Origin of the sequence: Nocardia nova (genome assembly GCF_002933465.1) — a bacterium.
Classification (GTDB): domain Bacteria; phylum Actinomycetota; class Actinomycetes; order Mycobacteriales; family Mycobacteriaceae; genus Nocardia; species Nocardia nova_B.
Map to the genome: position 1 here is coordinate 187,746 of NZ_PSZE01000004.1, position 25,242 is coordinate 212,987.

The 25,242-nt window shown below is 69.2% G+C and carries 22 protein-coding genes and 1 other RNA gene; 9 read left to right on the forward strand and 14 right to left on the reverse strand.

Annotation, left to right across the window (positions count from 1 at the left end; genetic code table 11):
• Nucleotides 1-100: 100 nt before the first annotated feature.
• Together C5E41_RS06990 and C5E41_RS06995 are read right to left on the reverse strand one after the other, a co-directional pair.
• Complete coding sequence (locus C5E41_RS06990; RefSeq protein WP_104375153.1) at nucleotides 101-1,120, reverse strand: SURF1 family cytochrome oxidase biogenesis protein; 1,020 nt, start codon at nucleotides 1,118-1,120, stop codon at nucleotides 101-103.
• Nucleotides 1,121-1,125: 5 nt separating this feature from the next.
• Complete coding sequence (locus C5E41_RS06995) at nucleotides 1,126-1,620, reverse strand: low molecular weight protein-tyrosine-phosphatase (RefSeq protein WP_104375007.1); 495 nt, start codon at nucleotides 1,618-1,620, stop codon at nucleotides 1,126-1,128.
• A 118-nt stretch (nucleotides 1,621-1,738) separates the two neighbouring features.
• Here C5E41_RS06995 and cobC point away from each other — a divergent pair, with 118 nt between their 5' ends.
• Both cobC and C5E41_RS07005 read left to right on the forward strand, forming a co-directional pair.
• Complete coding sequence (gene cobC / locus C5E41_RS07000) at nucleotides 1,739-3,025, forward strand: Rv2231c family pyridoxal phosphate-dependent protein CobC (protein WP_258080804.1); 1,287 nt, start codon at nucleotides 1,739-1,741, stop codon at nucleotides 3,023-3,025.
• Between the two features lie 361 nt (nucleotides 3,026-3,386).
• The gene (locus C5E41_RS07005) at nucleotides 3,387-4,508 is read left to right on the forward strand and encodes a Nif3-like dinuclear metal center hexameric protein (RefSeq protein WP_258080805.1); all 1,122 of its coding nucleotides are present in this window, start codon (nucleotides 3,387-3,389) and stop codon (nucleotides 4,506-4,508) included.
• 233 nt (nucleotides 4,509-4,741) lie between these two features.
• Here the strand turns inward: C5E41_RS07005 and C5E41_RS07010 are convergent, their stop codons facing one another.
• Entirely contained in the window at nucleotides 4,742-5,185 is a 444-nt protein-coding gene (locus C5E41_RS07010; RefSeq protein ID WP_181063129.1) for an OsmC family protein, read from the reverse strand.
• A gap of 245 nt (nucleotides 5,186-5,430) precedes the next feature.
• Between C5E41_RS07010 and C5E41_RS07015 the strand changes: the two genes are divergently transcribed.
• Both C5E41_RS07015 and C5E41_RS07020 read left to right on the forward strand, forming a co-directional pair.
• Nucleotides 5,431-6,168 carry a zinc ribbon domain-containing protein gene (locus C5E41_RS07015; RefSeq protein WP_104375008.1) on the forward strand — a complete coding sequence of 246 codons (738 nt, stop codon included), beginning with the start codon at nucleotides 5,431-5,433 and terminating at the stop codon, nucleotides 6,166-6,168.
• 10 nt (nucleotides 6,169-6,178) lie between these two features.
• Nucleotides 6,179-7,420, forward strand: a complete 1,242-nt coding sequence (locus tag C5E41_RS07020) for a bifunctional RNase H/acid phosphatase (protein WP_104375009.1) — start codon at nucleotides 6,179-6,181, stop codon at nucleotides 7,418-7,420.
• Nucleotides 7,421-7,437: 17 nt separating this feature from the next.
• Here C5E41_RS07020 and C5E41_RS07025 read toward each other — a convergent pair whose 3' ends face one another.
• Together C5E41_RS07025 and C5E41_RS07030 are read right to left on the reverse strand one after the other, a co-directional pair.
• A complete protein-coding gene (locus tag C5E41_RS07025; protein ID WP_104375010.1) occupies nucleotides 7,438-8,325 on the reverse strand; it encodes an alpha/beta hydrolase in 888 nt (295 codons plus the stop codon).
• Nucleotides 8,326-8,387: 62 nt separating this feature from the next.
• Nucleotides 8,388-9,551, reverse strand: coding sequence for an alpha-hydroxy-acid oxidizing protein (locus C5E41_RS07030; protein WP_104375011.1), 1,164 nt, complete (start codon nucleotides 9,549-9,551; stop codon nucleotides 8,388-8,390).
• A 265-nt stretch (nucleotides 9,552-9,816) separates the two neighbouring features.
• On the opposite strand from C5E41_RS07030, the gene rnpB reads away from it, so the two are divergent.
• Nucleotides 9,817-10,234, forward strand: an RNA gene (gene rnpB, locus C5E41_RS07035) — RNase P RNA component class A.
• Between the two features lie 146 nt (nucleotides 10,235-10,380).
• Here the strand turns inward: rnpB and C5E41_RS07040 are convergent.
• From C5E41_RS07040 to C5E41_RS07050, 3 genes are read right to left on the reverse strand one after another with little or no spacing between them, the layout of a single operon-like run.
• The gene (locus tag C5E41_RS07040; RefSeq protein WP_104375012.1) at nucleotides 10,381-10,653 is read right to left on the reverse strand and encodes a Clp protease N-terminal domain-containing protein; all 273 of its coding nucleotides are present in this window, start codon (nucleotides 10,651-10,653) and stop codon (nucleotides 10,381-10,383) included.
• Nucleotides 10,650-10,940 (reverse strand): nuclear transport factor 2 family protein, encoded by a 291-nt coding sequence (locus tag C5E41_RS07045; protein WP_104375013.1) that lies wholly within the window; start codon nucleotides 10,938-10,940, stop codon nucleotides 10,650-10,652. Before C5E41_RS07045 ends, C5E41_RS07040 begins: the two co-directional genes overlap by 4 nt.
• 34 nt (nucleotides 10,941-10,974) lie before the next feature.
• A complete protein-coding gene (locus C5E41_RS07050) occupies nucleotides 10,975-11,808 on the reverse strand; it encodes an oxidoreductase (RefSeq protein ID WP_104375014.1) in 834 nt (277 codons plus the stop codon).
• A 797-nt stretch (nucleotides 11,809-12,605) separates the two neighbouring features.
• Between C5E41_RS07050 and C5E41_RS07055 the strand changes: the two genes are divergently transcribed.
• Nucleotides 12,606-12,938, forward strand: a complete 333-nt coding sequence (locus tag C5E41_RS07055; protein ID WP_104375015.1) for a hypothetical protein — start codon at nucleotides 12,606-12,608, stop codon at nucleotides 12,936-12,938.
• Between the two features lie 15 nt (nucleotides 12,939-12,953).
• On the forward strand, nucleotides 12,954-14,423 hold the full coding sequence (locus tag C5E41_RS07060) for an RNB domain-containing ribonuclease (RefSeq protein WP_104375016.1): 1,470 nt from the start codon (nucleotides 12,954-12,956) through the stop codon (nucleotides 14,421-14,423).
• Here the strand turns inward: C5E41_RS07060 and C5E41_RS07065 are convergent.
• The 6 genes from C5E41_RS07065 to C5E41_RS07090 form a co-directional block, all read right to left on the reverse strand.
• Entirely contained in the window at nucleotides 14,411-15,280 is an 870-nt protein-coding gene (locus C5E41_RS07065; RefSeq protein ID WP_104375017.1) for a CHAD domain-containing protein, read from the reverse strand. The two genes, C5E41_RS07060 and C5E41_RS07065, sit on opposite strands and share 13 nt — an antisense overlap.
• Nucleotides 15,277-16,239 (reverse strand): prolyl aminopeptidase, encoded by a 963-nt coding sequence (pip, locus tag C5E41_RS07070; protein WP_104375018.1) that lies wholly within the window; start codon nucleotides 16,237-16,239, stop codon nucleotides 15,277-15,279. The genes C5E41_RS07065 and pip overlap by 4 nt, the downstream gene beginning before the upstream one ends.
• Nucleotides 16,239-16,733: a hypothetical protein gene (locus C5E41_RS34840; protein ID WP_258080806.1), complete on the reverse strand. Its 495-nt coding sequence runs from the start codon at nucleotides 16,731-16,733 to the stop codon at nucleotides 16,239-16,241. Before C5E41_RS34840 ends, pip begins: the two co-directional genes overlap by 1 nt.
• Before the next feature lie 58 nt (nucleotides 16,734-16,791).
• Nucleotides 16,792-17,685, reverse strand: coding sequence for a hypothetical protein (locus tag C5E41_RS07080; protein WP_104375019.1), 894 nt, complete (start codon nucleotides 17,683-17,685; stop codon nucleotides 16,792-16,794).
• A gap of 67 nt (nucleotides 17,686-17,752) precedes the next feature.
• On the reverse strand, nucleotides 17,753-19,090 hold the full coding sequence (gene glnA / locus C5E41_RS07085; protein ID WP_104375020.1) for a type I glutamate--ammonia ligase: 1,338 nt from the start codon (nucleotides 19,088-19,090) through the stop codon (nucleotides 17,753-17,755).
• A 73-nt stretch (nucleotides 19,091-19,163) separates the two neighbouring features.
• Nucleotides 19,164-20,714: an alpha/beta hydrolase gene (locus C5E41_RS07090; RefSeq protein ID WP_104375021.1), complete on the reverse strand. Its 1,551-nt coding sequence runs from the start codon at nucleotides 20,712-20,714 to the stop codon at nucleotides 19,164-19,166.
• Nucleotides 20,715-20,920: 206 nt separating this feature from the next.
• On the opposite strand from C5E41_RS07090, the gene panB reads away from it, so the two are divergent.
• Entirely contained in the window at nucleotides 20,921-21,784 is an 864-nt protein-coding gene (gene panB, locus C5E41_RS07095; RefSeq protein WP_104375022.1) for a 3-methyl-2-oxobutanoate hydroxymethyltransferase, read from the forward strand.
• Nucleotides 21,785-22,128: 344 nt separating this feature from the next.
• Nucleotides 22,129-25,140, forward strand: coding sequence for a bifunctional [glutamine synthetase] adenylyltransferase/[glutamine synthetase]-adenylyl-L-tyrosine phosphorylase (locus tag C5E41_RS07100; RefSeq protein ID WP_104375023.1), 3,012 nt, complete (start codon nucleotides 22,129-22,131; stop codon nucleotides 25,138-25,140).
• The last annotated feature ends 102 nt before the right edge of the window (nucleotides 25,141-25,242 follow it).

The window sequence follows — 25,242 nt, forward strand, 5'->3', positions numbered from 1 at the left end:
CCCGTTCTCCGCTCGCATCGAAACGATCTAGCTGTATCAATCAATAGCCAAATAAGTCGATCGAGCCGGTCGTGAAGCGGTCGGATTGTGCGGGAGCCGGTCAGCGGCGGGCGTTGCCGTAGCGGTCGGCGAGGCGGTCCGCGGTGGTGCGTGGTTTCGGCGCGGCCGGTGGCTCGTCCGGTGCGGGTGCGGTCTCCGGCTGGGCATTCGGAGCCGAATCCGATGGGGCGGAAGCCGCGGCGGTGCTCATGCTTTCGGCTGATTCGGCAGCGGGAGATCCGGCTGTGCTCATGGCCGGGACGTGCTCACTCGGGGTGGCCGTAGCCGCCTCCGCGGCGGCACGGTCGCGGCGGCGTTCGCGGATTTCGGCATAGACGAAGTAGCCGAGGCCGAGCGGGGCCATCACACCGAACGCGATCCACTGCAGCCCGTACGAGAGATATGGGCCCGCGTCGAGCTGGGGGAGTGGCTCGGGGGTGAAGGCGCCGGGCTGGCCGGCGTCCAATTGCAGATAGCCGCCGTGCTCGCCGGTGGCGAAGCTGGTCAGCGGCGTGCCGAGAACCGTGGCGAGCTGAGCGGTGTCGACCGAATACACCTGACGGAGGCCGTCACGGACCATCGGATCCTTGCCGGGGATGGCGCCCTCGGACTTACGGACCCGTCCCTCGATGTGCTGCGGACCCGATGGCGGCTCCGCGATCGCCGGCAGATCCGAGCCGTTCACCGCCGCGATCAGGCCGCGATCGACGAGCACGACCCGGCCGTCGTCGAGCCGGAAGGCGGCCAGCACCCCGTAGGCGGGCTGATCGTCGAGCCGCCGCAATCGCTCGACCACCATCGAATTCGGCACATAACTACCGGTCGCGACCACCCGCCGCCATTCGGTGTCGGCCGGATTCGTCCCGGCCGGTGGCGTGCCCTCGCCCGTGTTCAGCAGGTTCTTCGCCGGGACCGGGTCGGCGTTCACCGAGGCCGCGATCAGGTCGTTGCGATGTGACGTCGAGGTGTTCTTGCCCAGCTGCCAGGGCGCGAGCACGGTGAAGCACAAGTAGGCGAACGCGACCACGACGACCGCCAGAATCGCCCAGCTGGGCCGCAGGAGGAAGGTGAGCCGGCGCAGGATGTTCATTGCCGCGGTCCGGCCGTCGCGGGCTCGCCGAGTTGTTCGCGCACCCAGTCCAGCAGCGCGGGAACGGCCGCCTCGATCTGCTCGCGCACGAGCTCGAAATCGGTGTCGTCGCCGTAGTAGGGATCGGGGACGTCGTGATCGTCGGCGTCGGGGTCGAAGCTGCGCAGCAGTCGCCGCCGCGCTTCCGGGATCCGCAACCGGGTCAGTTCCCGATCGTGGTTGGAATCCAGCGCGACCAGCAGATCGGCATCGAGATGATCGGGGCCGATCATGGCCGCGACGTGCCCGATCGGATATACGTGCCGGGTGAGCAGGGCGGTGGTGCGCGGGTCGGCGTCCGAGCCGACATGCCAGGCGGTGGTGCCGGCGCTGCTCACGCGCACCCGATCGGCCAGTCCGGCTCGTTCCAGATGCGCGGCGAAGATCTTCTCGGCCATCGGCGACCGGCAGATATTGCCGGTGCAGATGAAGGTCACGTGCAGCTCGCCCACGCACCCATTGTGGCCGGTCGGTGCGGGCGGCGGCCACGTAGGGTAGGTGGCTGTGCCCGAGGACACCCCCACGACCGCCGGCACGCGGTCGCGCCGAAGCCGCCCGAGCGATAGGCCCGTGGCCGGACCCGCAGCCGACGCCGATGTGACGCGTGCCGGCTCCTTCGTGGGCGGTCACGGGGAGATGGGCAGCATGCGGGCGTTCGAGGGAACGTCGCACGACGAATCGGCGACCGTGGACCGCGAAGCGTGCGATTCCGGCGAACGCATCGAAACCGGCGGTGTGGCAGCCCTCGGGGGCGCCGGGTTCGGGGGTGCCGGGTTCGGCGGTTCGCGATTCGCCGACGCGCAGTCCGGTCGTGCCGGGATCGGTGTTACGCCGTTCGATCGTTCGGCGTTGCGGCATCACGGGGATCGCGACGTGCGGCCGGGGATGCTCGACTTCGCGGTGAATGTGCGGGGCGACGCGCCACCGGAGTGGTTGCTGCGGCGGCTGGCCGCGCGACTGCCCGAGCTGGGGCGGTACCCGTCCGAGGCCGAGGCCGACGCGGTGCGCGCGATCGTGGCGGCACGGCACGGCCGCGCGCCCGAGGAGGTGTTGCTGCTCGCCGGGGCCGCGGAGGGATTCGCGCTGTTGCCGCGGCTGGCATCGCGGCTGGCGGCCGTCATCCATCCGTCGTTCACCGAACCGGAACTCGCTCTGCGCGAGGCCGATGTTCCGGTCACTCGGGTGGTGCTGGCACCGCCCTACGAGCTGGCCGGGGCGCGGGTACCCGAGGATGCTGATCTGGTGGTGCTCGGCAATCCGACCAATCCGACCTCGGTGTTGCATCCTCGCGCGGTGATCGAATCGCTGCGCCGGCCCGGTCGCATCGTGGTGGTCGACGAGGCCTTCGCCGATGCGGTGCCGGGCGAGCCGGAAACACTTGCGGGACAGTCGTATCCGGACGTTCTGGTATTGCGCAGCCTGACCAAGACATGGGCGCTGGCCGGGTTGCGGTGCGGATATCTGCTGGGTCCGCCCGAACTGCTGAACCGGTTGAACCACGGTCGCCCGCATTGGCCGCTGGGTACGTTGCAGCTCGAAGCGATCGCGGCGACCTGCGAAGCGCACGCGATCGCCGAAGCCGATGCGAGCGCGGCCCGGATCGTGGCCGAGCGGGAGGCGATGATTCCCCGCCTGCGGGCCCTCGGCATCGACGTGCACGAACCGGCCGCCGGCCCCTTCCTGCTGATCCGCGTGCCCGACGGAGAGTTGCTGCGGAAACATCTGGCGGACAGAGATATCGGTGTCCGGCGGGGCGACACCTTCCCGGGCCTCGACGGTGAGTTCTTACGCCTGGCGGTCCGCGACAGCGACGCTGTCGATCGTTTGGTCGCCGCGATCGAGGCCGTCGGGCTGTGAGGATTCGCGCCGTGTCCGAGCGCCCGGCGCGGAGTTCTCGCTGTCGACCGCATCCGGCAGCCGATCCTGCCTCCGCCCAGTGTGGGCGCAGCGTGCGCGCCGGAGGTGGAGGGGAGCTTTGCGCTGAGCAATTGCGGAAAGAGACGGATGCGGCGTTGTCACTGAGTGTGGTATTGCGCATTTCCCGGCTGCCCGGCTGCCCGGCTGCCCGGCTGCCCGGCTGCCCGGCTGCCCGGCTGCCCGGCTGCCCGGCTGCGCGGAGGCACGCGGCGCGGTCCGGCCCGGCAGGCGGCATCGGAGTGGATAATGACCGGGACGGCGAAACGGTGGAGGTGCGGTGGTGACAGCGACGAATTCTGTTGTGACGCTGACGGACTTGATCGGTGTCCTCGACGGCGCCTATCCGCCCCGACTGGCGGAGCCCTGGGATTCGGTGGGGCTGGTCTGCGGTGATCCGGGGGCCCGGGTATCTCGGGTGCTGTTCGCGGTCGATGCCACCGCCGCCGTCGTCGATGAGGCGATCGATTGGGGTGCACAGGCTTTGGTCGTGCACCATCCGCTGCTGCTGCGCGGCGTGGACACCGTGGCCGCGAGTACTCCGAAGGGCGCGCTGCTGCATCGGCTGATCCGCAACGACTGTGCGCTGTTCACCGCGCACACCAACGCCGATTCGGCCGATCCCGGGGTGTCCGACGCCCTCGCCCACACGCTCGGGCTCACGGTGACCGGGCCGCTGGAGCAGAAAGCGGCGACACCCGTGGACACGTGGGTGGTGTTCGTGCCGCGCGCCCACACCGACGCGGTGCTGGCCGCGATGTTCGAGGCGGGCGCGGGCGGTGCGGGCCTGTACAGCGAATGTGGTTGGCGGGTCCCGGGAACCGGGCAGTTCCGGCCGATGGCGGGGGCCAATCCGGCGATCGGGCAGGTCGGCGATCTGGAGTTCGTCGAGGAGGACCGTGTCGAGGTGGTAGCACCGCCGTCGGCCCGCGCCGCGGTGCTGGCCGCCTTGCGCGCCGCCCATCCCTACGAGGAACCGGCCTTCGACGTGACCGAACGCGCGGCCCTGCCCACGGGACAGGGCCTGGGACGCATCGGCACGCTGCCGGAACCGGAAACGTTGCGCGTCTTCACCGCTCGCATACGTGCCGCCCTGCCCGGCACCGTGTGGGGCGTGCGCGCGGCCGGCGATCCCGACCGGGAAATCCGCACCGTCGCGGTATGCGGCGGCGCCGGCGATTCCTTCCTGGATACCGTCGCGCGGCGCGGCGTGGACGCCTACGTCACCGCCGACCTGCGCCACCATCCGGCCGATGAGCACCTCCGCGCGGGCGGCCCCGCCCTCGTCGACGTCGCTCATTGGGCCAGCGAATTCCCGTGGTGCGCCCAAGCGCAAGATGTTGTGCAAGAAGCTTTTCCGGGCCTGCAGACCCGGGTCAGCACGCTCCGCACCGACCCCTGGACTCTCGGCGCCGCCGACGACTGACGGGCCGAACAGCGGTCACCGGCCGGTCGGTCGTCAGCGCGGCCGACGGGTGAACAGACCCCTGCTCGCTCGGCGCCCGAATTCCGCACAGGGTGCGCAGCAGATCGGCGCGGCGAAGAGACGGCGGTAGAACACGGCAGTTCGCATTCGGCCGGCTGCCGATGCGGCAGATGTGCGCGGTGCGAACCTCCCGGCCGGCGAGCCACGGCTTCGACCGTGGAGCCGGCGCGGATTCACCCGACCCGGATGTCCGGGTTGTGATCGACCGGGAAATTGACCGAGTTGGCGACGAAGCAGCGCTTGTGCGCCTGCGCGTGGAGTGCGCGAGCCTGCTCGACCCGAGCGGCGTCGGTGATGGTGACGCGCGGGTGCAGGGTGACGTGTTCGAAGCGCTGTTCGTTCATCACGCCTTCGGCCTCGTCGAGATAGTCGATCACGACGATTCCGGCCTCCACGCACAGATGCAGATACCAGAGCATGTGGCATTCCGAGAGCGAGGCGACCAGGAGTTGCTCGGGATTCCAGCGCGTCGCGTCGCCCCGGCCGACGACCGGGTCCGCCGATCCCGGCAATGGTGGCCGCCCCTCGGCGAGCACCTCGTGATTGCGCGAATACGAGCGGTAGTCGGTGGTGGCGCCGGTCCACACCACATCCACGCGGTAGCGATGTTCGCCCATCCGGTCAGAGTCTCACAGCCACGGCAGCTGCGCACCCGAGTTGCGCCGGGTGGGTGCGAAGCGGATTCGGCGGCCCCGGCGTCGGGTTGGCAACCCGTCGAGCGCGCTGTATGCGGTGGTCGCGGGCGGGCGACGCGGGGTTGGAACGAAACCGGCCGCGGGCAGAGTACGGTTGAGCACCGGCGTCGCGCACCCGCTGCCCGGCGTCCCGCAACCGTCCATAGTGTCGAGGAGTACGTCCCGCGTTGAATGTCGAACCACCGATCCAGGCCAAACTGCTCGACCTCGCGGCCGTCGACGCCGAGTTGACGCGGATCGCGCATCGCCGCAAGGTGCTGCCCGAACAGCAGGAAGTGCAGCGGCTGGAAGCCGAACGCACCGACCGCAAGGATGCGGCGGTCAAGGTCGAGATCCAGCTCGACGATCTCGACCGCGACATTCGCAAGCTCGAGGGCGAGATCGACGCCGTGCGCAAACGCGAAGCCCGCGACCGCGGCATGCTCGAGGGCGGCAACGTGGGTGCCAAGCAGCTCTCGGAGTTGCAGCACGAACTGGGCAGCCTGGAGCGCCGGCGCGGAGTCCTCGAGGACGAACTGCTCGAGGTGATGGAGCGGCGCGAGGCGGCCGAGGCCGACCACCAGCACGCGGGCGCCAACCTCTCGCGGGCCGAGGAGGATCTGACCCTGGCGCAGAGCCGCCGCGACGACGCGGTCGCCGACCTTGATGTGGCCGCGCGGCGCTGCGACGCCGACCGCGAACAGCTGCTCGCCGGATTCCCGGACGAACTGCTCGCGATCTACGACAAGCAGCGCGCCCAGCACGGTGTCGGCGCGGCGCTGTTGCAGGCTCGCCGGTGCGGCGCCTGCCGCATCGAACTCGACCGCGGTGAGATCGCGCGGATCGCCAAGACCGATCCGCAGGTCGTGGTGCGCTGTCCCGAATGCGGTGCGATCCTGGTGCGCACCAAGCAGTCCGGATTGTGACGGGCCGGCGATGACGGTACGTACGGTGATCGTCGAGGCCGACGGCGGCTCGCGAGGCAATCCGGGCCCGGCCGGCTACGGCGCGGTGATCTTCGATTCCGACCACGCCACGATCCTCGCCGAACGTCGCGAATATCTCGGCGTCACCACGAACAATGTCGCCGAATACCGCGGTCTCATCGCCGGTTTGGCGGCCGCCGCGGAACTGGGCGCGCGCACCGTCGAGGTGCGCATGGACTCCAAACTCGTCGTCGAGCAGATGTCGGGACGCTGGAAGGTCAAGCACGCGGCCATGATTCCGCTCGCCGAGCGGGCCCGGCAGCTGGTCGCGGGCTTCGACCGAGTGAGTTTCCACTGGATTCCGCGCGAGCAGAATTCGCATGCCGATCGGCTCGCCAACGAGGCCATGGACGATGCGGTGGTGGTCGCCGAGGTGCGCGAGGCGGATACCGAGCGCTCGGTGATCGACAGCGTGGCCGAATCGGAATCGGTTGCGCAGGAATCGGTGTCGGCGCGCGGCGTCGAGACGGAGCTGCCGAGCTGGATCGACGAAGCGGCCGACGCCCGTGCCGCGCACGAGGATCCGGTCGTGCAGGAGACGACTGCGGCGACGGCCGGTCCGGGCTGGACCGGCGCCCGCGGGCGGCCGACCCGGCTGTTGCTGTTGCGGCACGGCCAGACCGCATTGTCGGTGGAGCGACGGTATTCCGGGCGCGGAAATCCGGAACTCACCGCGCTCGGCCGGGAACAGGCCGCCCGTGCCGCGAAGTATCTCGCCGCGAAAGGCGATATCGCCGCGGTCGTCACCTCGCCGCTGGGCCGGGCTCGTGAGACCGCGCAGGCCGCGGCCCAGGCCCTCGACGTCCCGGTGCGCGTGCTGGACGCGCTGACCGAAACCGATTTCGGCGAATGGGAAGGCCTCACGTTCACCGAAGCGGCACAACGGGATCCGGACCTGCATCAGCGCTGGCTCGGTGATCCGTCGCTGCCCGCCCCCGGCGGGGAGAGCTTCGCCCAGGTGCGCGAACGCGTCGAAGCGGCGCGTCGCGATCTGCTCGCGCTGTATCCGGGGCAGAACGTCGTCGTGGTCAGCCACGTGACGCCGATCAAGACACTGCTGCAATTGGCCCTGGAAGCCGGTCCGTCGCTGCTGTATCGGCTGCACCTGGACCTGGCGTCGCTGTCGATCGCCGAGTTCTATCCCGACGGCGGATCGTCGGTGCGGCTGGTCAACGACACCTCGTATCTCTGAACGCCGACCGGCGACAGTCAGGGACGCAGGACCGACACCAGGAATTCGGTCTGGTCGTGGACGGCCTTCTCGAACCAGTCGTCGAAGTAGATGTCGAAGTGCCCGATCGGGTATCGCTTCACGATGCCGTGTTTGGTGCGTTCGGCGGCCTTGAGCGTCGGACCCACCGGCGCGACCGAATCGTTGTCGCACACCGCGTACAGCACCGGAACCTTGATGCCCTTGGTGCGCCGCCACGGTGAATCGAACACCACCGACATACCCACGCGGGCAGCCACTTTCGGCTGGTACTGCTCGCTCTCCTCGGCGAGGCGGCCGAAACCCTCGGGTACGTCGGAGGCACTCATCAACGCCGCCGAACGCTTGCGCCCGGCCAGGCGCACGCCCACCGGCTTGCGGCGGATCGGGCCCACGAGGATATCGATGAGCGCGAGGGTGCCGGTCTTGGTGAGGCTGATCGGCCCCTTCGCCATCGCCGAGGACCAGCCGCTGCTGAACGGGCACTGCGCCACGACCGCGGCCAGGTAGTCGTCCTCGTGGGCGATCGACAGCACGTGCCCGCCGCCGAAGGAGCTGCCCCACAACGCGATTCGCGTCGCGTCGAACCCCTTGAGGGTGCGGGCGAAGGCGATCGCGGCGCGCCAGTCGTCGCGCTGGCGGGCGATATTGATCAGCTGGCGCGGTTCACCACCGCTGGCCCCGAAATGCCGGTAATCGAAGACCAGCACGCCCATTCCGGCCGCGGCGAACCGGCGTGCGTAGCGATCCAGACCCATTTCCCGGTTCGCGCCCAGCCCGTGCCCCATGATGACCAGCGGACGCGGTTTGGGCGGGCCGTCCGGAAGATAGAGCCACGCTGCACACTGTTCGCTTCCCGAACCGAACCCCACCTCGACACGCTCCATGGGCGAATACCGTACTGTGTCGCGCGCTCGGCCGCAGACGTGGATCCCCGCTCAGGGCACGATTACGGGTGAACGGAACGCAAACATTCGCGAGTCAGATCCTTCAGCGCCGGGTAACCGTCGACCGCCATGATGAGGTCCGCTTCCGCCAGCAGAGTGCGCAGGACGTGCACGATTCCGTTCACCCCGCCGAGCGCCAGACCGTAGGCGTAGGGCCGGCCCACTCCGACCGCGGTGGCACCGAGCGCGAGCGCCTTGACGACGTCTGCGCCGCTGCGGATTCCGGAATCGAACAGCACCGGCAGGCCCTCTGCCGCGGCGACGACCTCGGGCAACATGTCGAGCGCGGGCAGTCCGCCATTGGCTTGGCGCCCACCGTGATTCGAGCAGTAGATGCCGTCCACACCACCGTCGCGGGCCCGGCGCACATCGTCGGGATGGCAGATTCCCTTGACGATCAGGGGCAGCTCGGTGAGCGAACGCAGCCAGGCCAGATCCTCCCAACGCAGCGGGTTGCCGAACAGTTGCACCCACCGCAGCACCGCACTTATCGGATCCTCCTCCGGTGAGCGCTGCAGACCGGAGAGGAAGACCGGATCGGTGAAGTAGTTGGCGAGGCAGTGTCCGCGCAGCTGCGGGAAGTTACCGGTGGACAGATCGCGCGGCCGCCAGCCGGTGATCCAGGTGTCGAGGGTGACGACGATGCCCTTGTACCCGGCCTGCTCCGCGCGGTGCACCAGGCTGGCCGCGAGCTCGCGGTCGGTGGGCGTGTAGAGCTGGAAAAAGCCCGGGGTGTCACCGAATTCGGCGGCGAGATCCTCGAGCGGATCGACCGTCAGGGTCGAGGCCACCATCGGGACACCGGTGCGGGCGGCGGCGCGGGCGGTCGCCAGATCGCCGTGGCCGTCCTGCGCGCAGAGGCCGATCACGCCGACCGGAGCCATGAAAAGCGGTGTGGGAAACGTCATTCCGAACAGATCGACCGACAGGTCGCGCTCCTTCGCGCCAACGAACATGCGGGGGATGAGCCCCCAGCGGTCGAAGGCGGTGACGTTGGCGCGCTGGGTGCGCTCGTCGCCCGCGCCGCCGGCCACGTACGACCAGATCGAGGGCGGCATAGCCGCCTGCGCGCGCTGTTCGAGTTCGGCGAACGCGACCGGGTACTCCGGTACGACACCGCGCAGCCCCTGGAAGTAGATCTCGTTCTGGAAGTCGCCGAACCCCATGTGCGCTGCCCTTCTGTGCCGTCGGTTCGCCGGCGAGTATGCGCGCTCGACGGCGAATGCGGGCTTCACTGTATGCGTGACCGGCGGTACCGCGCCACGATCGCGCCGGTGCCCGGGTCGGATCGGGGGGTCGCCCCGCGACACCGGCACGAGCCGTGGTCGCAGGCGTGGGCACGCGACCTCCGAGCCGGTGGTGCCGACGTACGGGAGCGATAGCCGGGGCGGCGTGCGCTCGGCGCCGCCCGCACGGCACAATGGTGCGCGACGAGTCGGTCGGGCGACCGCGTCGACGGGAACGGGCACAGCTGTGCCGCCGCCCGTCGCCGAGGAAAGTCCGGACTCCACAGAGCAGGGCGGTTGTTAACGGCAACCCGGGGTGACCCGCGGGACAGTGCCACAGAAAACAGACCGCCGGCGGTCTCTCCGGAGGTCCGCCGGTAAGGGTGAAACGGTGCGGTAAGAGCGCACCAGCGCCCCGGGTGACCGGGGCGGCTCGGTAAACCCCGCCCGGAGCAAGGTCGAAGGTCGCACTCTCGCGAGTGCGGCTGCGCAGGTGCCCGAGGGCTGCTCGCCCGAGCCTGCGGGTTGGCTGCTCGAGGTGCCCGGCGACGGTGCACCCAGATGGATGGTCGCCTCCCGGTGCGAACCGGGAACAGGATCCGGCTTACAGACCGACTCGTCCCCTTCGGGGATTCTCGTTCGCGGCATGAGACCCTCGATTTTGCCGTGCGGGGATGTCCGACGAGCGGGGCGCGATGATCCGCGAAGCGCAGGTCACCGAGTTCACGGTCGGCGGCGAAACCTCACTTCGCTGACCGACCGCGTTCAGCTAGCGCGCACAGCCCTCGCCGTTGTCCGGATGCTCGGTCGGGTTCGGGTACGGTCCGTTGCGCAAGGTTTCGTGCAAGGCGTCCGAGATCGCCGCCAGATCGGCGCCCGCGCGGTGAAAGGCGTGGGCGACAGCGGAATTCGGGTCCTGCAGGCCGGCCAGGACGAGGTGTTCGGTGCCGAGGGCGGTATGGCCCGCCCGGCGCGCGATCGCCGAGGCATCGTCCAGCATTCGTCGCAGGGCGGGGGTGTGCGGTAGCGGTTCCGCGTTCATGCCTCCATGATCACCCTCGCGGGCAACTTCGGAGCAATATTGGGAGCAATATTGGCATGTTCCGTGATCAGCGCAAGGGTCGCCGGATCACGGTCGCAGCGGTTTCCGCCGTGGGCGCACGATGCGGTGGGTGATCTTCCAGCCCGCGCCGACGCGCTGGCGCTGACGTCGTAGACGACGTCCTCGGCGAACAGTGCCGGCCAGCCGTCGAAATCGCCGTTGTCGGTCAGGTGGCCGTGCAGATTGATCAGGTCGGTGATCGCGAAGTGGTCTTCCGCGGGCAGCATGGCGGGTCCTCCGGCGGTCGGGGCGAGGGAGTGGTCAGCGGAAGCCGGTGTCGGCGGCCCAGGGTTCGAGCTCGTCCAGATCGGCGAGGCGCTGGGTGAGGGTGGCGCGGATGCCGGCGAACGCCTCGGGGCCCAGCGGCAGCCGCAAGGGCGGCTCGTCCATGGCGACCGCGCGCAGGATGGCCGCGGCGGCGCGGGCCGGATCCCCGGGCTGGGCGCCGTCCTGGGCTTGGAAGCGCTCGCGTTCCTCGGCGAAGACGGGTGTGTATTCGGGCATCGATGCGGCCCACTGGATGGATCGTCCGGCGAAATCGGTGCGGAACGGTCCCGGCTCCACGATGGTGACCTTGATGCCGAACGGCGCGACCTCGTACGACAAGCCCTCCGAGAGTCCCTCGACCGCGAATTTGCTGAGTGCGTAAGGGGTTCCGCCGAGCCGGGCGCGCACCCCGCCGACCGAGGACAGCTGCACGATATGCCCGCTGCGCTGGGCCCGCATGAGCGGCAGCACCGCCTCAGTCACCGAAATCAGGCCCCAGACATTGGTTTCCATCAGTGCGCGCAGTTGCTCGTCGTCGCATTCCTCGAGCGCGCCGCGCAGTCCGTAACCGGCGTTGTTGACCAGAACGTCGATGCGGCCGAACCGAACTCGCGCCGCCTCGACCGCCGCGGTGATCGACGCCGGATCGGTGACGTCCAACTGCGCGACGAGCACCCGCTCCGGAGCGCGATCTCGAAGGTCGGCAAGGGATTCGGTTTTGCGTGCGGTGGCGACCACGCTGCCGCCGTCGGCGAGCACCGCCTCCGCGATCGCGCGGCCGAAGCCGCTGCTGGTGCCGGTGATGAACCAGACGTGATCGGTGGTCATGGTGGAGGCCTCCTGTGTCGGATCGTCGTCGAAGCCGGGCCTTGCGACCGCATGCGGTGCCCGCGGCGGGCCGCCGGCACCGGGTGCGGTCGTGCGGTGATCAGCCGGCGGGGTTGATCACCAGAATCTGGGCCCAGTAGGCCGCCTGCTCCGGACCGACGAGAGGCAGCAGGTAGTCGAAGACGATGGACGACATGCGGTGTGGAACTCCTTGTACTCGAGGAACTATTACTCGACGACTCTCGCCGCGCGGCGGACTCTCGTTACTGCACGGACCCCCGAATCCGTGGGTACGCCGGGGCCTGTCACCATCGGCAACAGTAACAGCGCGCTCGGACAGTCGCAGGCCCAGCGGAAAACGGACTCGACGCGGGGATTCGGCGTGCGGTAGCGTGATCTGGACGCAGGTCCGACCCGTCGGAGTGATACCTGTTCACTCTGAATGGTGTGCTATTTCTATTCGGAATGATCCGGTTCGCGGGCCGTCGGAGTTCGTGCTCGACACGATTCGTCGACTCCTGATGCGCTCGGCGGAACGCGGTCGCCGCCGTCGTGGGGCCGGTCGCGAAATCGCAGGCACCGAAGCTTCGCGCGGTCCGCGCCCCGGTGCGGGCGGTGGGCGCATTCTCGGCAAACGCGGGCGAATCGGCTGCTCTCGGCGTGTCCTGTGCGACGAACCGCCCCGGAGTGGCCGGAACCGTGACCGACGTCATACAGTGTTGGCCGTTGGAAGTGTCGCTGCCGGGGGCGGCAGCGACTATGGGTGCTACGAGTGTCGGAAAGCAGGTTCTGTATATATGCGAGTAGTTCGCAAGTTGGCGGCCGGTGCATTGATCGCCGCGGCTGCGTCGGGTGTGGCGGTGCTGGGCGCGGGATCGGCGTCCGCGGTCGCGGTCACTCCGCTGCCGGGTGGCGTCCAGGTGGACCTCAGCCCCGGTGACACCCAGTGGGTCCATCAGACCCACGTCGGCCGGTCGATCGCGGTGCTGCCGCACCCGTCGGCGGCCTCGTTCGGCCAGGCTCTCGATGCCGCGGCGGCCCTGTCGTCGCAGTACCCCGACGGCCGCGTCGTCTTCACCGTGTACGGCCCGTTCGATCAGCTGAACGGCACCATGCTGGCGCTCAAATAAGGTTCAGCGCCCCGCGTGGAACTGCATCCCAGGATCGTCTCGGCACCGGTGAATTTCGGTGTCGTGCGATCCGAATTCGGACTCGCCTCGGAGTATCCGTCCGAGGCGGTCTCGGAGGCCCGCGACGCAGCCGATGCGTTCGCGGGCGTCCGGGCCGATCGCACCGACATCCCGTTCGTGACGATCGACCCACCCGGCGCCCTGGATCTCGACCAGGCGCTGCATCTCGAACGCACCCCGGCCGGATTCCTGCTGCACTACGCCATCGCCGATGTGGGCGCGGTGGTCGCGCCCGACGGGGCGCTCGCGCGGGAATCCCTCGCACGGGGACAAAGCTTCTATCTGCCCGACTGCACCGTGCCGCTGCATCCGCCAGTGCTCTCGGAAGGGTCGGCGAGTCTGCTGCCCGGTGCGGTTCGTCCCGCCGCGCTCTGGACCATCGTCTGCGACGACAAGGCCGAGCCGCGACGCTTCTCGGTGCAGCGCGCCCTGGTTCGTTCCCGCGCCCGCCTGGACTATCCCGGCGTCCAGGCCGACGCCGAAGCCGGCCGCCTGCATCCTTCGATCGCCGCGCTGCCGGAATTCGGCCGCCTGCGCATCGAGGCCGGTCTGGCCCGCGGCGCGATCGAACTGCGGCTGCCTGCGCAATCGGTGATCCCCGACGGACGCGACCACGACACCGAACACTGGCAGTTGGCGGTCGAGCCGCGCACCGCCGCCGACGACTGGAACGAACAGGTTTCCCTGCTCACCGGTATCTGCGCGGCCCGAATCATGTTGGCCGACACCGATTCCGACACCCGAATCGGATTGCTGCGCACCATGCCGGCGCCTCCGGCCTCGGCGATAGCGTCCATGCACCGTACCGCCGCCGCGCTCGGGGTGCGCTGGCCGGCGGGTATGCCGGTGGGCCGGATGCTGGCCGGACTGGATCCCAACACCCCCGCCGCGCTGGTGCTGAACTCGGAGGCGACCAGCCTCCTGCGCGGCGCGTCCTACACCGTCCTCGACAGCCAAGCGCCGGATGTGTTGCAGCACAGCGGTATCGGCGCCCCCTACGCGCATGTGACGGCGCCGCTACGCCGCCTCGCCGACCGCTACGCCACCGAAATTTGCCTGGCTCGCTGCGCGGGCACCCCGGTACCGCAGTGGGTTCGCGACGGGCTCGGCGCCGCCGCCGACGCGATGCGGCGCAGCGACGCGGTCGGCGGCAAACTCGAACGCGCGTGCATCGATCTCACCGAATCCACCGTTCTCGCACCACGTCTGGGCGACATCTTCGAGGCGGTGGTCATCCGCGAGGGCAACGGCAACCGATCCGCCGAGATCTTCGTCGCCGACCCGCCGGTAGGCGCCAAATGCACCGGCTCGCCGCCGGAAGGCCGGCGGGTACGGGTGCGCCTGGACATCGCGGACCCCGATAAACGCGTGGTGGGCTTCAGCTTCCCGGCGGACTCGCGCGACGCATCCGCTCAGGACAGGTAGTCGTAGTTCAGGAATTCGATCAGCGACGGGTACTGGTCGAGGGCGATGCGCGCGGCGTCGACTTCGGCGGCGCACAGCAATTCGTAGGGGGTCGTATCGTCGCCGCGGCCGCGCACGATTTCGGCGCGGGCGGTGATGATGGCCAGCGCCTCGATGGCATCGCGATGGTCGCCCAGGACGCCCTGCACTTTCTTCGCGCGGCGGGCCAGGTCCTCGGCGGGTCCGTCGAGGATATCGGTGGCGGCCTCGGCGCTGTACCGTAAACGCTTGGCGGCCTTGCGGATATCGTGCAGGGCGTCGACGCGATCGGCGTCTTCGACGGCTCGTTCCGCGTCGACCCGTGCTTTCAACCGGCGCAGGTCCGCGCGCACTGCTGCCCTGAACACGCGGTCGGCGTCGCGGCGGGCGCGTGTGCGGCGTAGCGGCGGGTCGGTGCGCAGGCCGACCACTCGCGCACGCAGCAGGGCGTAGCGCTCACCGTCGAGCTCCCGCAGCACGGTGCGGTGGGCATCGGTGTAGGCCGCGCGTTCCGCGCTCACCAGCTGCCGCCCGAGCTGCCGCTGCACGTCGGGATATTCGTCCAGCAGCGCCGCGAACCGGTCGGCGCGCACCTCGGCGTCGCGGGCGATGCCGAGCAGCCCTGCCAGCCACCGCAATTCATCGCCGATGGCGTCTATCTCGTCGCGGTGGAACACCTTTCGATACGACCGCAGCACCGACCGCAGCCGGCGAGTGGCGACCCGCATCTGATGCACCGAATCCGATTCGTCGGCACGGACCTTCGGTTCCGCCGACAGCAGCCGGTCCACATCCGCACCGAGGGCGGCGACGACGGCGGGACCGGCCGGACCGCTCATCGCCGATCCCGGAATTCGTCGGTGGCCTCGATCAGATGATGGGTGGTCCCCGGCTCGGCCGCGGCATGACCGGCATCGGCCACCAGATGCAGGCGCGAACCGGGCCAGGCCCGATGCAGATCCCAGGCGCTGACCGCCGGGCAGACGATATCGTGGCGGCCCTGCACGATCACCACGGGAATATGTGCGATCCGGTCGATATCGCGCAGCAGCTGGTTCTCTTCCAGGAATCCGCCGTGCACGAAGTAGTGGTTCTCGATGCGGGCGAAGGCCAGGGCGAAATGGGGTTCGGCGGATTCTGCGACCCGTTCCGGCTGTGGCAGTAGCGAACTCGTCGCGCCCTCCCAACTCGACCACGCCACCGCGGCGGCGGTCGCCACGTCGTGATCGGGGGAGTGCAGCAGCCGGTGATAGGCCGCCACCAGATCCCCGTCGCGCTCGTCGTCCGGGATCGGCGCCAGGTACTTCTCCCATTCGTCGGGATAGACGAATCCGGCGGCGCCGTTGTAGTACCAGTCGATTTCCTTGCGCCGCAACAGGAAAACGCCCCGCAGCACCATCTCCGTTACGCGCTCGGGGTGGGTCTGGGCGTAGGCCAGCGCCAGCGTCGAACCCCAGGACCCGCCGAAGACCTGCCAGCGCTCGATACTCAGATGAGTGCGCAGCCGCTCGATATCGGCCACCAGATGCCAGGTGGTGTTGACCTCCAGACTCGCCCCGTCGGCCACATGCGGCGTCGAACGCCCGCACCCGCGCTGGTCGAACAGCACGATCCGGTAGGCGGCGGGATCGAAGAACTGCCGGTGCATCGGATCAGTGCCGCCACCGGGGCCGCCGTGCAGGAACACCACCGGCTTGCCGTCGGGGTTGCCCGACTCCTCCCAGTAGATGTGCTGCCCATCGCCGACGTCGAGCATGCCCTCACGGTAGGGCTCCAGCGGCGGGTAGAGGGTGCGCATCAGAAGGCGATTCCCGAGGCGAGATCTGGCAGCTCCAGCGCCTGCAGCGCCTGCGTGCGAACATCCGAGCAGGTCTTGGTGGTGATCCGGTCCACCACGGCCTTGTCGCCGAGCACCGCCAGGTTGATGCCGCCGCTCTCCGCGGCCCACTGGTGCACCGTGATGTTCAGCGCCACCTTGCCCAGCGTCGGGCCCTGGACCCGCCAGTCCGACAGCTGCGGCGAGATGGCGTCGCACAGCTTCTGCGCGACCGGATCGGGCACCTGGACGGGACTGGTCTGTCCCGGCTTGGCGGTGACGCCCGCCGAACCGCTGGGACGCGCGGCCGTCGACGTCGCTGAGGCGCCCGATTTCTCGGGGCCGGCCGAACCCGTGCTTTCGCCACCACATCCGGCGACCAGCACGACGCCCAGCGCCGCACCGACGGCGAGCGCTCCGCGAGTCATCCAACGGCTCTGCGACATCTGTTCCCTTTGTTCGATTCCGGCGTTCATCCGGATTTCCTGCTGTGCACCTACGAGTCTGCCACCTCACCGCGAGTGGCCGGGTGGCTCAGGCGAAGTTCGCGCGCAGCAGGTCCAGCATCTCGGCGACGAAGGGCGCGAACCGTTCGCCCGGGCGGCCCGGTGCGGTGTCGATCGTCAGCCACGAATGCAGGGTGGTCAGGGGCGCGAGGCGCCCGGCCAGCTCGATCTCGCGGTCGGTGACGGTGGTCCGTTCCCGCCAGGCGTCGAAATACGCCGCGCGCTGCGGATCCCGGAACGTGCGCACGGACAGGAAGGGATGGGTGATCAGCGCGTCGCCCCAGTCGAATACCGCGGCGGTGGTGCGGAAGACGTGGCCCGGATACAGGTCGTTGTGTTCCACGCTCAGCCGGCCGTATTGCGCGAGCTCGGCAGCGGCCGATTCGATCGCGAACTCCAGTCCCGGGGCGCGATCGGCGAAGTGGCGGTAGACCTCGATCAGGCGCGCCGGCGGAAGGTACGGAGTTCCGGTGTCGCGCAACGACTCCGCGTGCGTGCACAAGGTGTGCTGCAGGCCGGCATAGGACCGCAGTACCGATTCCCATTCCGGCGGACGTGGCGGGGGCGCGTCCGTGTCGTGGAGTGCGAATTGGCGGTCGAGTGGTCCGGTTCGCATGGTCTCGCCGCCGTCGCCTGCGAGGAACCATCCGTTCTCACGGTGTATCGCAAGGGGTTTCGGCGCCGATCCCGGAACGAGCCGATCCAACGCCGCCAGCAGCGGACCCTCGTGGGCGAACGCGCGCGCACTCGCCTTTGCCCAGACAGCTTCGCCGTTCGTCTCGATGCGCGCGAGCAGCGTCCAGTCCCGGCGCCGCATCTCCTGCGCGCCGGTCACCGTCATTCCGCGCTGTGCGAGTTCCCGGGTGGCCCAGTCGATCAGCGGTCGTAGTGGTTGATCGGCCACCGATACAGGCGCGTTCATCCGGGACAACCTAACCCAGCTCACCGATCGTCGGCGCGGCCGGCCGGAACCGGTCTCGCACCGGCGATCACAGCGTCAGGTACTCGCCCAGCTCCCACGGGGTGACCTGGGCGCGGTAGGTGGCCCATTCGCGGCGCTTGTTGCGCAGGAAGAAGTCGAACACGTGCTCGCCCAGCGTTTCGGCGACCAGCTCGGACCGCTCCATCGCCCGCAGCGCCTCGTCCAGGGTCGAGGGCAGCTCGCGGAAGCCCATCGCGCGGCGCTCGGCGGTGGTCAGCGACCACACGTCGTCCTCGGCCTCGGGGGGCAGCGTGTACCCCTTCTCGATACCGCGCAGGCCCGCGGCCAGCAGCACCGCGAAGGCCAGATACGGATTGCACGCCGAATCCGGGCTGCGGATCTCGACTCGCCGCGAGGACTGCTTGTTGGGTGTGTACATCGGAACCCGGACCAGCGCAGAGCGATTCGACCGGCCCCAGGACGCGGCGGTCGGCGCCTCGCCGCCGTGGATCAGCCGCTTGTAGGAGTTCACCCACTGGTTGGTGACGGCGCTGATCTCGTTGGCGTGCTCGAGAATGCCCGCGATGAACGCACGCGCGGTCTCGGACAAATTGTTCGGATCGTCGGGATCGGCGAAGGCGTTGTGCTCACCCTCGAACAGGCTCATATGCGTGTGCATGGCCGAACCCGGGTGATCCGAGAACGGCTTGGGCATGAACGAGGCGCGCACGCCTTCGTCGATGGCCACCTCTTTGATGAGGTAGCGGAAGGTCATCACGTTGTCGGCCATCGACAGCGCGTCCGCGTAGCGCAGGTCGATCTCCTGCTGGCCGGGCGCACCCTCGTGGTGGCTGAACTCCACCGAGATGCCCATCGATTCGAGCGCGTCGATGGCGTGGCGGCGGAAGTTCGGCGCCTCGTCGTGGACGGCCTGGTCGAAGAAGCCACCGTTGTCGGCGGGCGCCGGACGACCGTCCTTGAGCGCCGAACGGATCAGGAAGAACTCGATCTCCGGATGCACGTAGCAGCTGAACCCCAGGTCACCGGCCTTGTTCAGCTGCCGTCGCAGTACGTGGCGCGGATCGGCCCACGATGGCGAGCCGTCGGGCATGGCGATATCGCAGAACATGCGCGCCGAATGCTGATGGCCCTTGCTGGTGGACCAGGGCAGTACCTGGAACGTCGACGGATCGGGCTTGGCGACCATATCGGCCTCCGACACCCGGGCGAAGCCCTCGATCGCCGAGCCGTCGAATCCGATGCCCTCCTCGAAGGCGCCTTCCAGCTCCGCGGGGGCGATCGCCACCGACTTCAGATATCCCAGGACGTCGGTGAACCAGAGTCGCACGAAGCGGATGTCCCGCTCCTCGAGCGTCCGCAGCACGAATTCCTTCTGGCGATCCATACGCGCGAGCGTAGGCACCCGCGGTTAAATCCGTGTTACATCATGCAACAACCGCCGGTCCGCATGTGTGGCGTCAGCCGCAGGTGAGTCCTTCCGGCGGTGTCTTCAGGTCGATCAGGTAGGCGAAGACCGCGTCGTCCACGCACGGCACGCCCCCGGAGAGGAAGGCGGTGTGGCGGGTTCCCTTGTTGGTGATCAGCGCCGCGCCCAGCTGATGGGCCAGATCGACACCGGCCTGATACGGGGTGGCCGGGTCCGCGGTCGTGGAGATGACCACGGTCTTGGCCAGGCCCGGTGCGGAAATGTTGTGCGGGGAGCCGCTGTTGGGCACGGGCCAGAACGCGCACATCTCGAGCGGCGCCTGCCCGGTGGCGTGGCCGTCGTCGAGGAACGGGGCAACCTTGCGGTATTCCGCGTCCTGCTTATCGGTTTCGGCGCGGTCCTTGATGGCCGGATCGTCGACGCAGTGGATGGCCAGGAACGCGTCCTGCGAATTGTCGTAGGTACCGTCCTTGCCGCGGCCGTCGTAGAGATCGGCGAGCTGCAGCAGGATGTCGCCCTTGCCCTTGGCCAGCTGAGCCAGGCCCGCGCTCAGCACATTCCAGCTGTCTTCGGCGTAGAGGGTGTTCTGCACGCCGGTGACCGCGTCGCTGTAGGTGAGCCCGCGGCCGTCGCGGGTCTCGGCCGGGTGGTTCCAGAGCGGGTTGACCAGATCGTGGAAGCGGGCCACCGCCTGACTCGCGTCCTGGCCCAGCGGGCAATCCGGTTTGCTCGTACAGTCGGCGGCGTAGGCGTCGAAGGCCTTCTGGAACCCGGCGGCCTGCTGCACCGATTCCTTCTCCGGATCGGCGTCCGGATCGAGTGCGCCGTCGAGCACCATGGCCCGCACCTTGTCCGGGAACTTCTCGGCGTAGATGTAGCCGAGCCGGGTTCCGTAGGAGTAGCCGACGTAGTTCAGCTTGTCGTCGCCGAGCACTCCCCGGATGATGTCCATGTCCTGCACGACCTCGCGGGTGCCGACGTGGGCGAGGAATTCGTTGCCGGTCTTCTCGGTGCAGTGCGCGGCGAAATCCTTGTTCTCCCGCTCGGCGGCCGCGATGCCGTCGGGGGTGTAGTCCTTGGGCGGTTCGGCGCGTTGCTGATCCCACTGCTGCCCGGTCAGGCATTCGATCAGCGGCGTGGAGGCGCCGACACCGCGCGGATCGAAACCGATGCGGTCGAACCGCTGTGCGAGCGGGGTGTCCTGGCCCTGCCCGGCCATCCACAGTCCGGCCTGGCCGGGCCCGCCCGGGTTGAACAGCAGTGATCCGATGCGCTGCCCGGTCGCCTTCATCCGCGACACCGCGATCTGCGCGGTCGCGCCCTCGGGCTTGTCGTAATCGATCGGTACCGAGATGTGCGCGCACTCGGTGCCCTGCGGGAATCGGGTCGAGGCATCGCCGAATCCGTCACAGCTACCCCACGCCGGAACCTGGGTGTAGTACTTCTGCAGCGCGGCCGGACTCGGCGCGGACGGCTGGGCGACGGGGTGATTCTTCGACGTCGACGAGCAGGCGGCGGCCACACACATCAGGGCCACCGCGGCTGCGACGCGACCGGATCGCGACAAGGACATGCGCGCCATCCTTCCATCTCCGCCTGTGATCATTGCGGTGTCCGCGGCGGCCTCCGTGGTTACGCAGGCTGCCTCCTCCGGCCGCGTCGCTCCCACCGCGTGTGACAAATCCCATCCCGGGCACGCCTTAAATGCGGCCCTGCCGCGGTGGCAGACTGGACGGGTCATAGCAACCCGGGGACCCGATCGGGCCTCGAGGACAGACGAAAGGGACGATGATGTCCGCTGCTCAGGACAATCCTGCTTCCGAAACCACCGCCTACGGTGCCGCACCGACAACTTCCCGGCGGAAGACGCGAGTACAGCACCTGCAGCAATGGAAATCCGCGGGCGAGAAGTGGGCGATGCTGACCGCCTACGACTACTCCACCGCGAAGCTGTTCGAAGAGGCCGGCATCCCCGTGCTGCTGGTCGGCGATTCGGCGGCCAACGTGGTCTACGGCTACGACACCACCGTGCCGATCACGATCGAGGAACTGCTGCCGCTGGTACGCGGCGTGGTCCGCGGGGCGCCGCATGCCCTGGTGGTGGCCGACCTGCCGTTCGGCAGCTACGAGGGATCACCCGAACAGGCGCTGGCCAGCGCCACCCGCTTCATGAAGGAGGGTGGTGCGCACGCGGTGAAACTCGAAGGCGGAGAACGGGTTTCCGAGCACATCGCCCGGCTCACCGCCTCCGGCATCCCGGTGGTGGCGCATATCGGCTTCACCCCGCAGAGCGTCAACACCCTCGGCGGCTATCGCGTGCAGGGCCGCGGCGACGGCGCCGAACAGCTGATCGCCGACGCCATCGCGGTGCAGGAGGCCGGTGCCGTCGCCGTGGTGATGGAGATGGTGCCCGCCGAGCTGGCCGGGCAGGTCACCCACAAGCTGACCATCCCGACCGTCGGCATCGGCGCCGGCAGCGACTGCGACGCCCAGGTGTTGGTCTGGCAGGACATGGCCGGCTACACCAGCGGCAAGACGGCCAAGTTCGTCAAGCGCTTCGGCCGCGTGGGCGACGAATTGCGCAGCGCCGCAGCGGAATACGCGCGCGAAGTAGCGCAGGGGACCTTTCCGGGGCCGGAACACAGCTTCTGAGAAACGGGTCGACCGCGGGGTGCTGCGCGCGCTCCGCGGTCGATCTCTGTACACCACGGACGCCGATGCCCGCCCGTACTGCGGCGGGCGGCTCAGGGCGTTCTATCCAGGTCTGTGTGGCGGCCGGGGCCGGGCTTGCCGCGGTCTGCGATCGAGACGGCTCGCTCGCGGTCCCGGTAGCCCGTCGGCGGGAGGCTGTGTTCCCCGCGGCCTTCGCCGAAAAGGTTCCCCGCGGCCCTCGCCCAAAACGAATCGGCTCCGTGACGAGGGTCGGCCCAGCACTCTCTCGACCGCCCGCGAGCAGGCAACTTCCGCAGGCTCGGTCGTAACGGTAATTTGAAAGGATGGTCCGCCCACCGACTGCACGTCCCGCAGTGCCCGGTGCCGGTCGGCTGGGATTGCTGGAGCCGACGGCAGCCGCGTCGTTACGAGAGCTCGACTGGGACAATGTCGACAGCGTTGCACTGCTGTGGGCGTTGTCGCGGTCGCCGGATGCCGATCTGGCGCTGCTGACCCTGGTCCGCCTGCGCGAGGCGCTCGGGTCCGGATGGGCCGCACTGGATTCCGCGTTGCGCACCGATCTGTCGTTGCGCGGCAGGCTGTTCGCGCTGATCGGCTCGTCGAGCGCGTTCGCCGACCATCTGGTGGCCGATCCGTCGAGCTGGCAGCTGTTGCGGCGAGAACTGCCGGGCACGCGCGAGATCCTCGACGATCTGCTCGACGCGGTCGGCGCCGCGCCCGAGACGGGGCCGAACGCCGCGCCGATGCTCTACCGCGCCACCCACGCCGGACCCGACGCGATCGCATTGCTGCGCAAGCGATATCGCGATCAGCTGATGCTGCTGGCCGCCCACGATCTGGCCGCCACCGTCGAGAACGAACCGGTGCTGCCGTATCAGCAGGTCGGCAACCATCTCACCGACCTGGCCGAGGCCGCACTCACCGCCGCGCTCTCGGTGGCGGTGGCGCGGATCTGCCCCGACGACCCGGTTCCGGTCCGGCTGGCGGTGGTCGCGATGGGCAAATGCGGTGCGCGCGAGCTCAATTACGTCTCCGATGTCGACGTGGTGTTCGTCGCCGAACCCGCCGACACCACCGCCACCCGGCTGGCCGCGGAGATGATGGGCATCGCCGGCAGCGCGTTCTTCGACGTCGATGCCGCGCTGCGTCCGGAAGGTAAGGCCGGGGCGCTGGTGCGCACGTTGGATTCGCACATCACCTACTACAAGCGCTGGGCGCGCACCTGGGAATTCCAGGCGCTGCTGAAGAACCGCCCCGCCACTGGCGATCTGGAACTGGGCAGGCAGTACAGCGAGGCGCTCATGCCGATGGTGTGGAGCGCCTCGGAACGACCGGATTTCGTCGCCGACGTGCAGGCGATGCGGCGCCGGGTCGAAAGCCTGGTGCCCGAGGACATGCGCGAGCGGGAGCTGAAACTCGGCCACGGCAGCTTGCGCGACGTCGAATTCGCGGTGCAGCTGCTGCAGTTGGTCCACGGCAAGGCCGATGAATCGCTGCACGTGCCGGGTACGGTCGAGGCGCTGACCGCGCTGGCCGCGCGTGGCTATGTGGGCCGCGACGATGCCGCGAACCTCACCGCCTCCTACGAATTCCTGCGCCTGCTCGAGCACCGCCTGCAGTTGCAGCGGCTCAAGCGCACCCACACCTTGCCCGCATCCGACGATGAGGAGGGGATGCGCTGGCTCGCTCGTGCGGCGCATATGCGTCCCGACGGGCGCCAGGACGCGGTCGGGGTGCTGCGCAGCGAAATCAAGCGCAACACCGTGCGGGTGCGCCGGCTGCACGCGAAGCTGTTCTACCGGCCGCTGCTGGAATCGGTGGCCCGCCTCGACGCCGCCGCGTTGCGGCTGAGTCCGCAGGCCGCGGTCCGCCAGCTCGCCGCCCTCGGCTACGCCGCCCCGGAGAACGCGCTCGGCCACCTCAAGGCGCTCACGGGGGAGGTGGGGCGCAAGGGCCGCATCCAGGCGCTGCTGTTGCCGACGCTGCTCGAATGGCTCGGTGACACACCGAATCCCGATGCCGGTTTGCTGGCCTACCGGCGGGTGTCGGAGGGCCTCGACGACCAGATCTGGTTCCTGCGCGAACTCCGCGACGAGGGTGCGATCGCGCAGCGGCTGATGATCGTGCTGGGCTCCTCGGCCTATCTGCCCGATCTGCTGATCAACGCGCCCGAAACCATCCGGATGTTCGCCGACGGACCGGACGGGCCGCTGCTGCTGAGCCCGAAGGCCGAGGATGTGCGCTCCAGCATCCTGGCCGGGGCCGCCCGCTACGACGATCCCAGACGGGCCGTCGCCACGGCCCGCTCGCTGCGGCGCCACGAGCTGGCCCGCATCGCCTCCGCCGACGTGCTCGGCATGCTGGAGGTGCCGCGGGTGTGCCGGGCACTGTCGTGGGTCTGGGTCGCGGTGCTCGAGGCGTCGCTGCAGGCCGTGATCCGAGCCTGGGAGGCCGAACACCAGGAGCCCGCGCCGGCGGACTTCGCCGTGATCGGCATGGGTCGTCTCGGTGGGATGGAACTGGGCTACGGGTCCGACGCCGATGTGCTGTTCGTCTGCGATCCGCGTCCCGGCGCGGACGAGACGGTCGCGGTGAAGTGGGCCATCGGCGTCGCCGAACAAGTGCAGCGGCTCCTCGGCGCGCCCAGCACCGATCCGCCGCTGCAGGTCGATGCCGGGCTCCGGCCCGAGGGACGCAACGGTGCGCTGGTCCGCACCCTGGCCGCCTATCGCGCCTACTACCAGCAGTGGGCGCAGCCGTGGGAAGTGCAGGCGCTGCTGCGCGCACATCAGGTCGCCGGCGACGAGGACCTGGGTCTGCGGTTCCTGCATTCCATCGATCCGGTCCGCTATCCCAAGGGCGGGGTCTCCGAGGATGCCGTGCGCGAGATCCGGCGGATCAAGGCGCGGGTCGACTCCGAGCGCCTACCGCGCGGCGCGAACCCGGCCACTCACACCAAGCTCGGCCGCGGCGGTCTCGCCGATATCGAGTGGACCGTGCAACTGCTGCAACTCCAGCACGCGCACGAGGTGCCCGATCTGCACAACACCTCCACTCTCGAATGCCTCGCGGTGATCGAACGGAACAAACTGCTCGACGCCCTCGATGTCGAGCTGCTGCGCACCGCCTGGCTCACCGCCACCAAGGCCCGCAACGCGCTGGTGCTGGTGCGCGGCAAACCCGCCGACCAGCTGCCCGGGCCCGGGCCGTTGCTCTCGGCCGTGGCCCGGGTAGCGGGCTGGCCGACCGACGACGGCAGCGAATTCCTCGACCACTACATGCGCGTCACGAGGCGGGCGAAGACGGTCGTCGAACGCGTCTTCGGCGGGGCGTAGCTCCGTCGCGGCGGAGGTATGCGGTGAATGGCACGGATGCGTGCGCGCGGCGGTTGTCGCGGTCGCGTAGGTCACCGGGGGCAGGCGGCGGTTTCGTGAACC

Bases quoted from the DNA above. Each gene is read 5' to 3' on its own strand.
- C5E41_RS07010 (WP_181063129.1), bottom strand. From the start codon at position 5,185: ATGGGCGAACATCGCTACCGCGTGGATGTGGTGTGGACCGGCGCCACC.
- C5E41_RS07020 (WP_104375009.1), top strand. From the start codon at position 6,179: ATGACGGTACGTACGGTGATCGTCGAGGCCGACGGCGGCTCGCGAGGC.
- C5E41_RS07025 (WP_104375010.1), bottom strand. From the start codon at position 8,325: ATGGAGCGTGTCGAGGTGGGGTTCGGTTCGGGAAGCGAACAGTGTGCA.
- C5E41_RS07030 (WP_104375011.1), bottom strand. From the start codon at position 9,551: ATGGGGTTCGGCGACTTCCAGAACGAGATCTACTTCCAGGGGCTGCGC.
- C5E41_RS07040 (WP_104375012.1), bottom strand. From the start codon at position 10,653: ATGAACGCGGAACCGCTACCGCACACCCCCGCCCTGCGACGAATGCTG.
- C5E41_RS07045 (WP_104375013.1), bottom strand. From the start codon at position 10,940: ATGCTGCCCGCGGAAGACCACTTCGCGATCACCGACCTGATCAATCTG.
- C5E41_RS07050 (WP_104375014.1), bottom strand. From the start codon at position 11,808: ATGACCACCGATCACGTCTGGTTCATCACCGGCACCAGCAGCGGCTTC.
- C5E41_RS07055 (WP_104375015.1), top strand. From the start codon at position 12,606: ATGCGAGTAGTTCGCAAGTTGGCGGCCGGTGCATTGATCGCCGCGGCT.
- C5E41_RS07065 (WP_104375017.1), bottom strand. From the start codon at position 15,280: ATGAGCGGTCCGGCCGGTCCCGCCGTCGTCGCCGCCCTCGGTGCGGAT.
- pip (WP_104375018.1), bottom strand. From the start codon at position 16,239: ATGCGCACCCTCTACCCGCCGCTGGAGCCCTACCGTGAGGGCATGCTC.
- C5E41_RS34840 (WP_258080806.1), bottom strand. From the start codon at position 16,733: ATGAACGCCGGAATCGAACAAAGGGAACAGATGTCGCAGAGCCGTTGG.
- C5E41_RS07080 (WP_104375019.1), bottom strand. From the start codon at position 17,685: ATGAACGCGCCTGTATCGGTGGCCGATCAACCACTACGACCGCTGATC.
- glnA (WP_104375020.1), bottom strand. From the start codon at position 19,090: ATGGATCGCCAGAAGGAATTCGTGCTGCGGACGCTCGAGGAGCGGGAC.
- C5E41_RS07090 (WP_104375021.1), bottom strand. From the start codon at position 20,714: ATGGCGCGCATGTCCTTGTCGCGATCCGGTCGCGTCGCAGCCGCGGTG.
- panB (WP_104375022.1), top strand. From the start codon at position 20,921: ATGATGTCCGCTGCTCAGGACAATCCTGCTTCCGAAACCACCGCCTAC.
- C5E41_RS07100 (WP_104375023.1), top strand. From the start codon at position 22,129: ATGGTCCGCCCACCGACTGCACGTCCCGCAGTGCCCGGTGCCGGTCGG.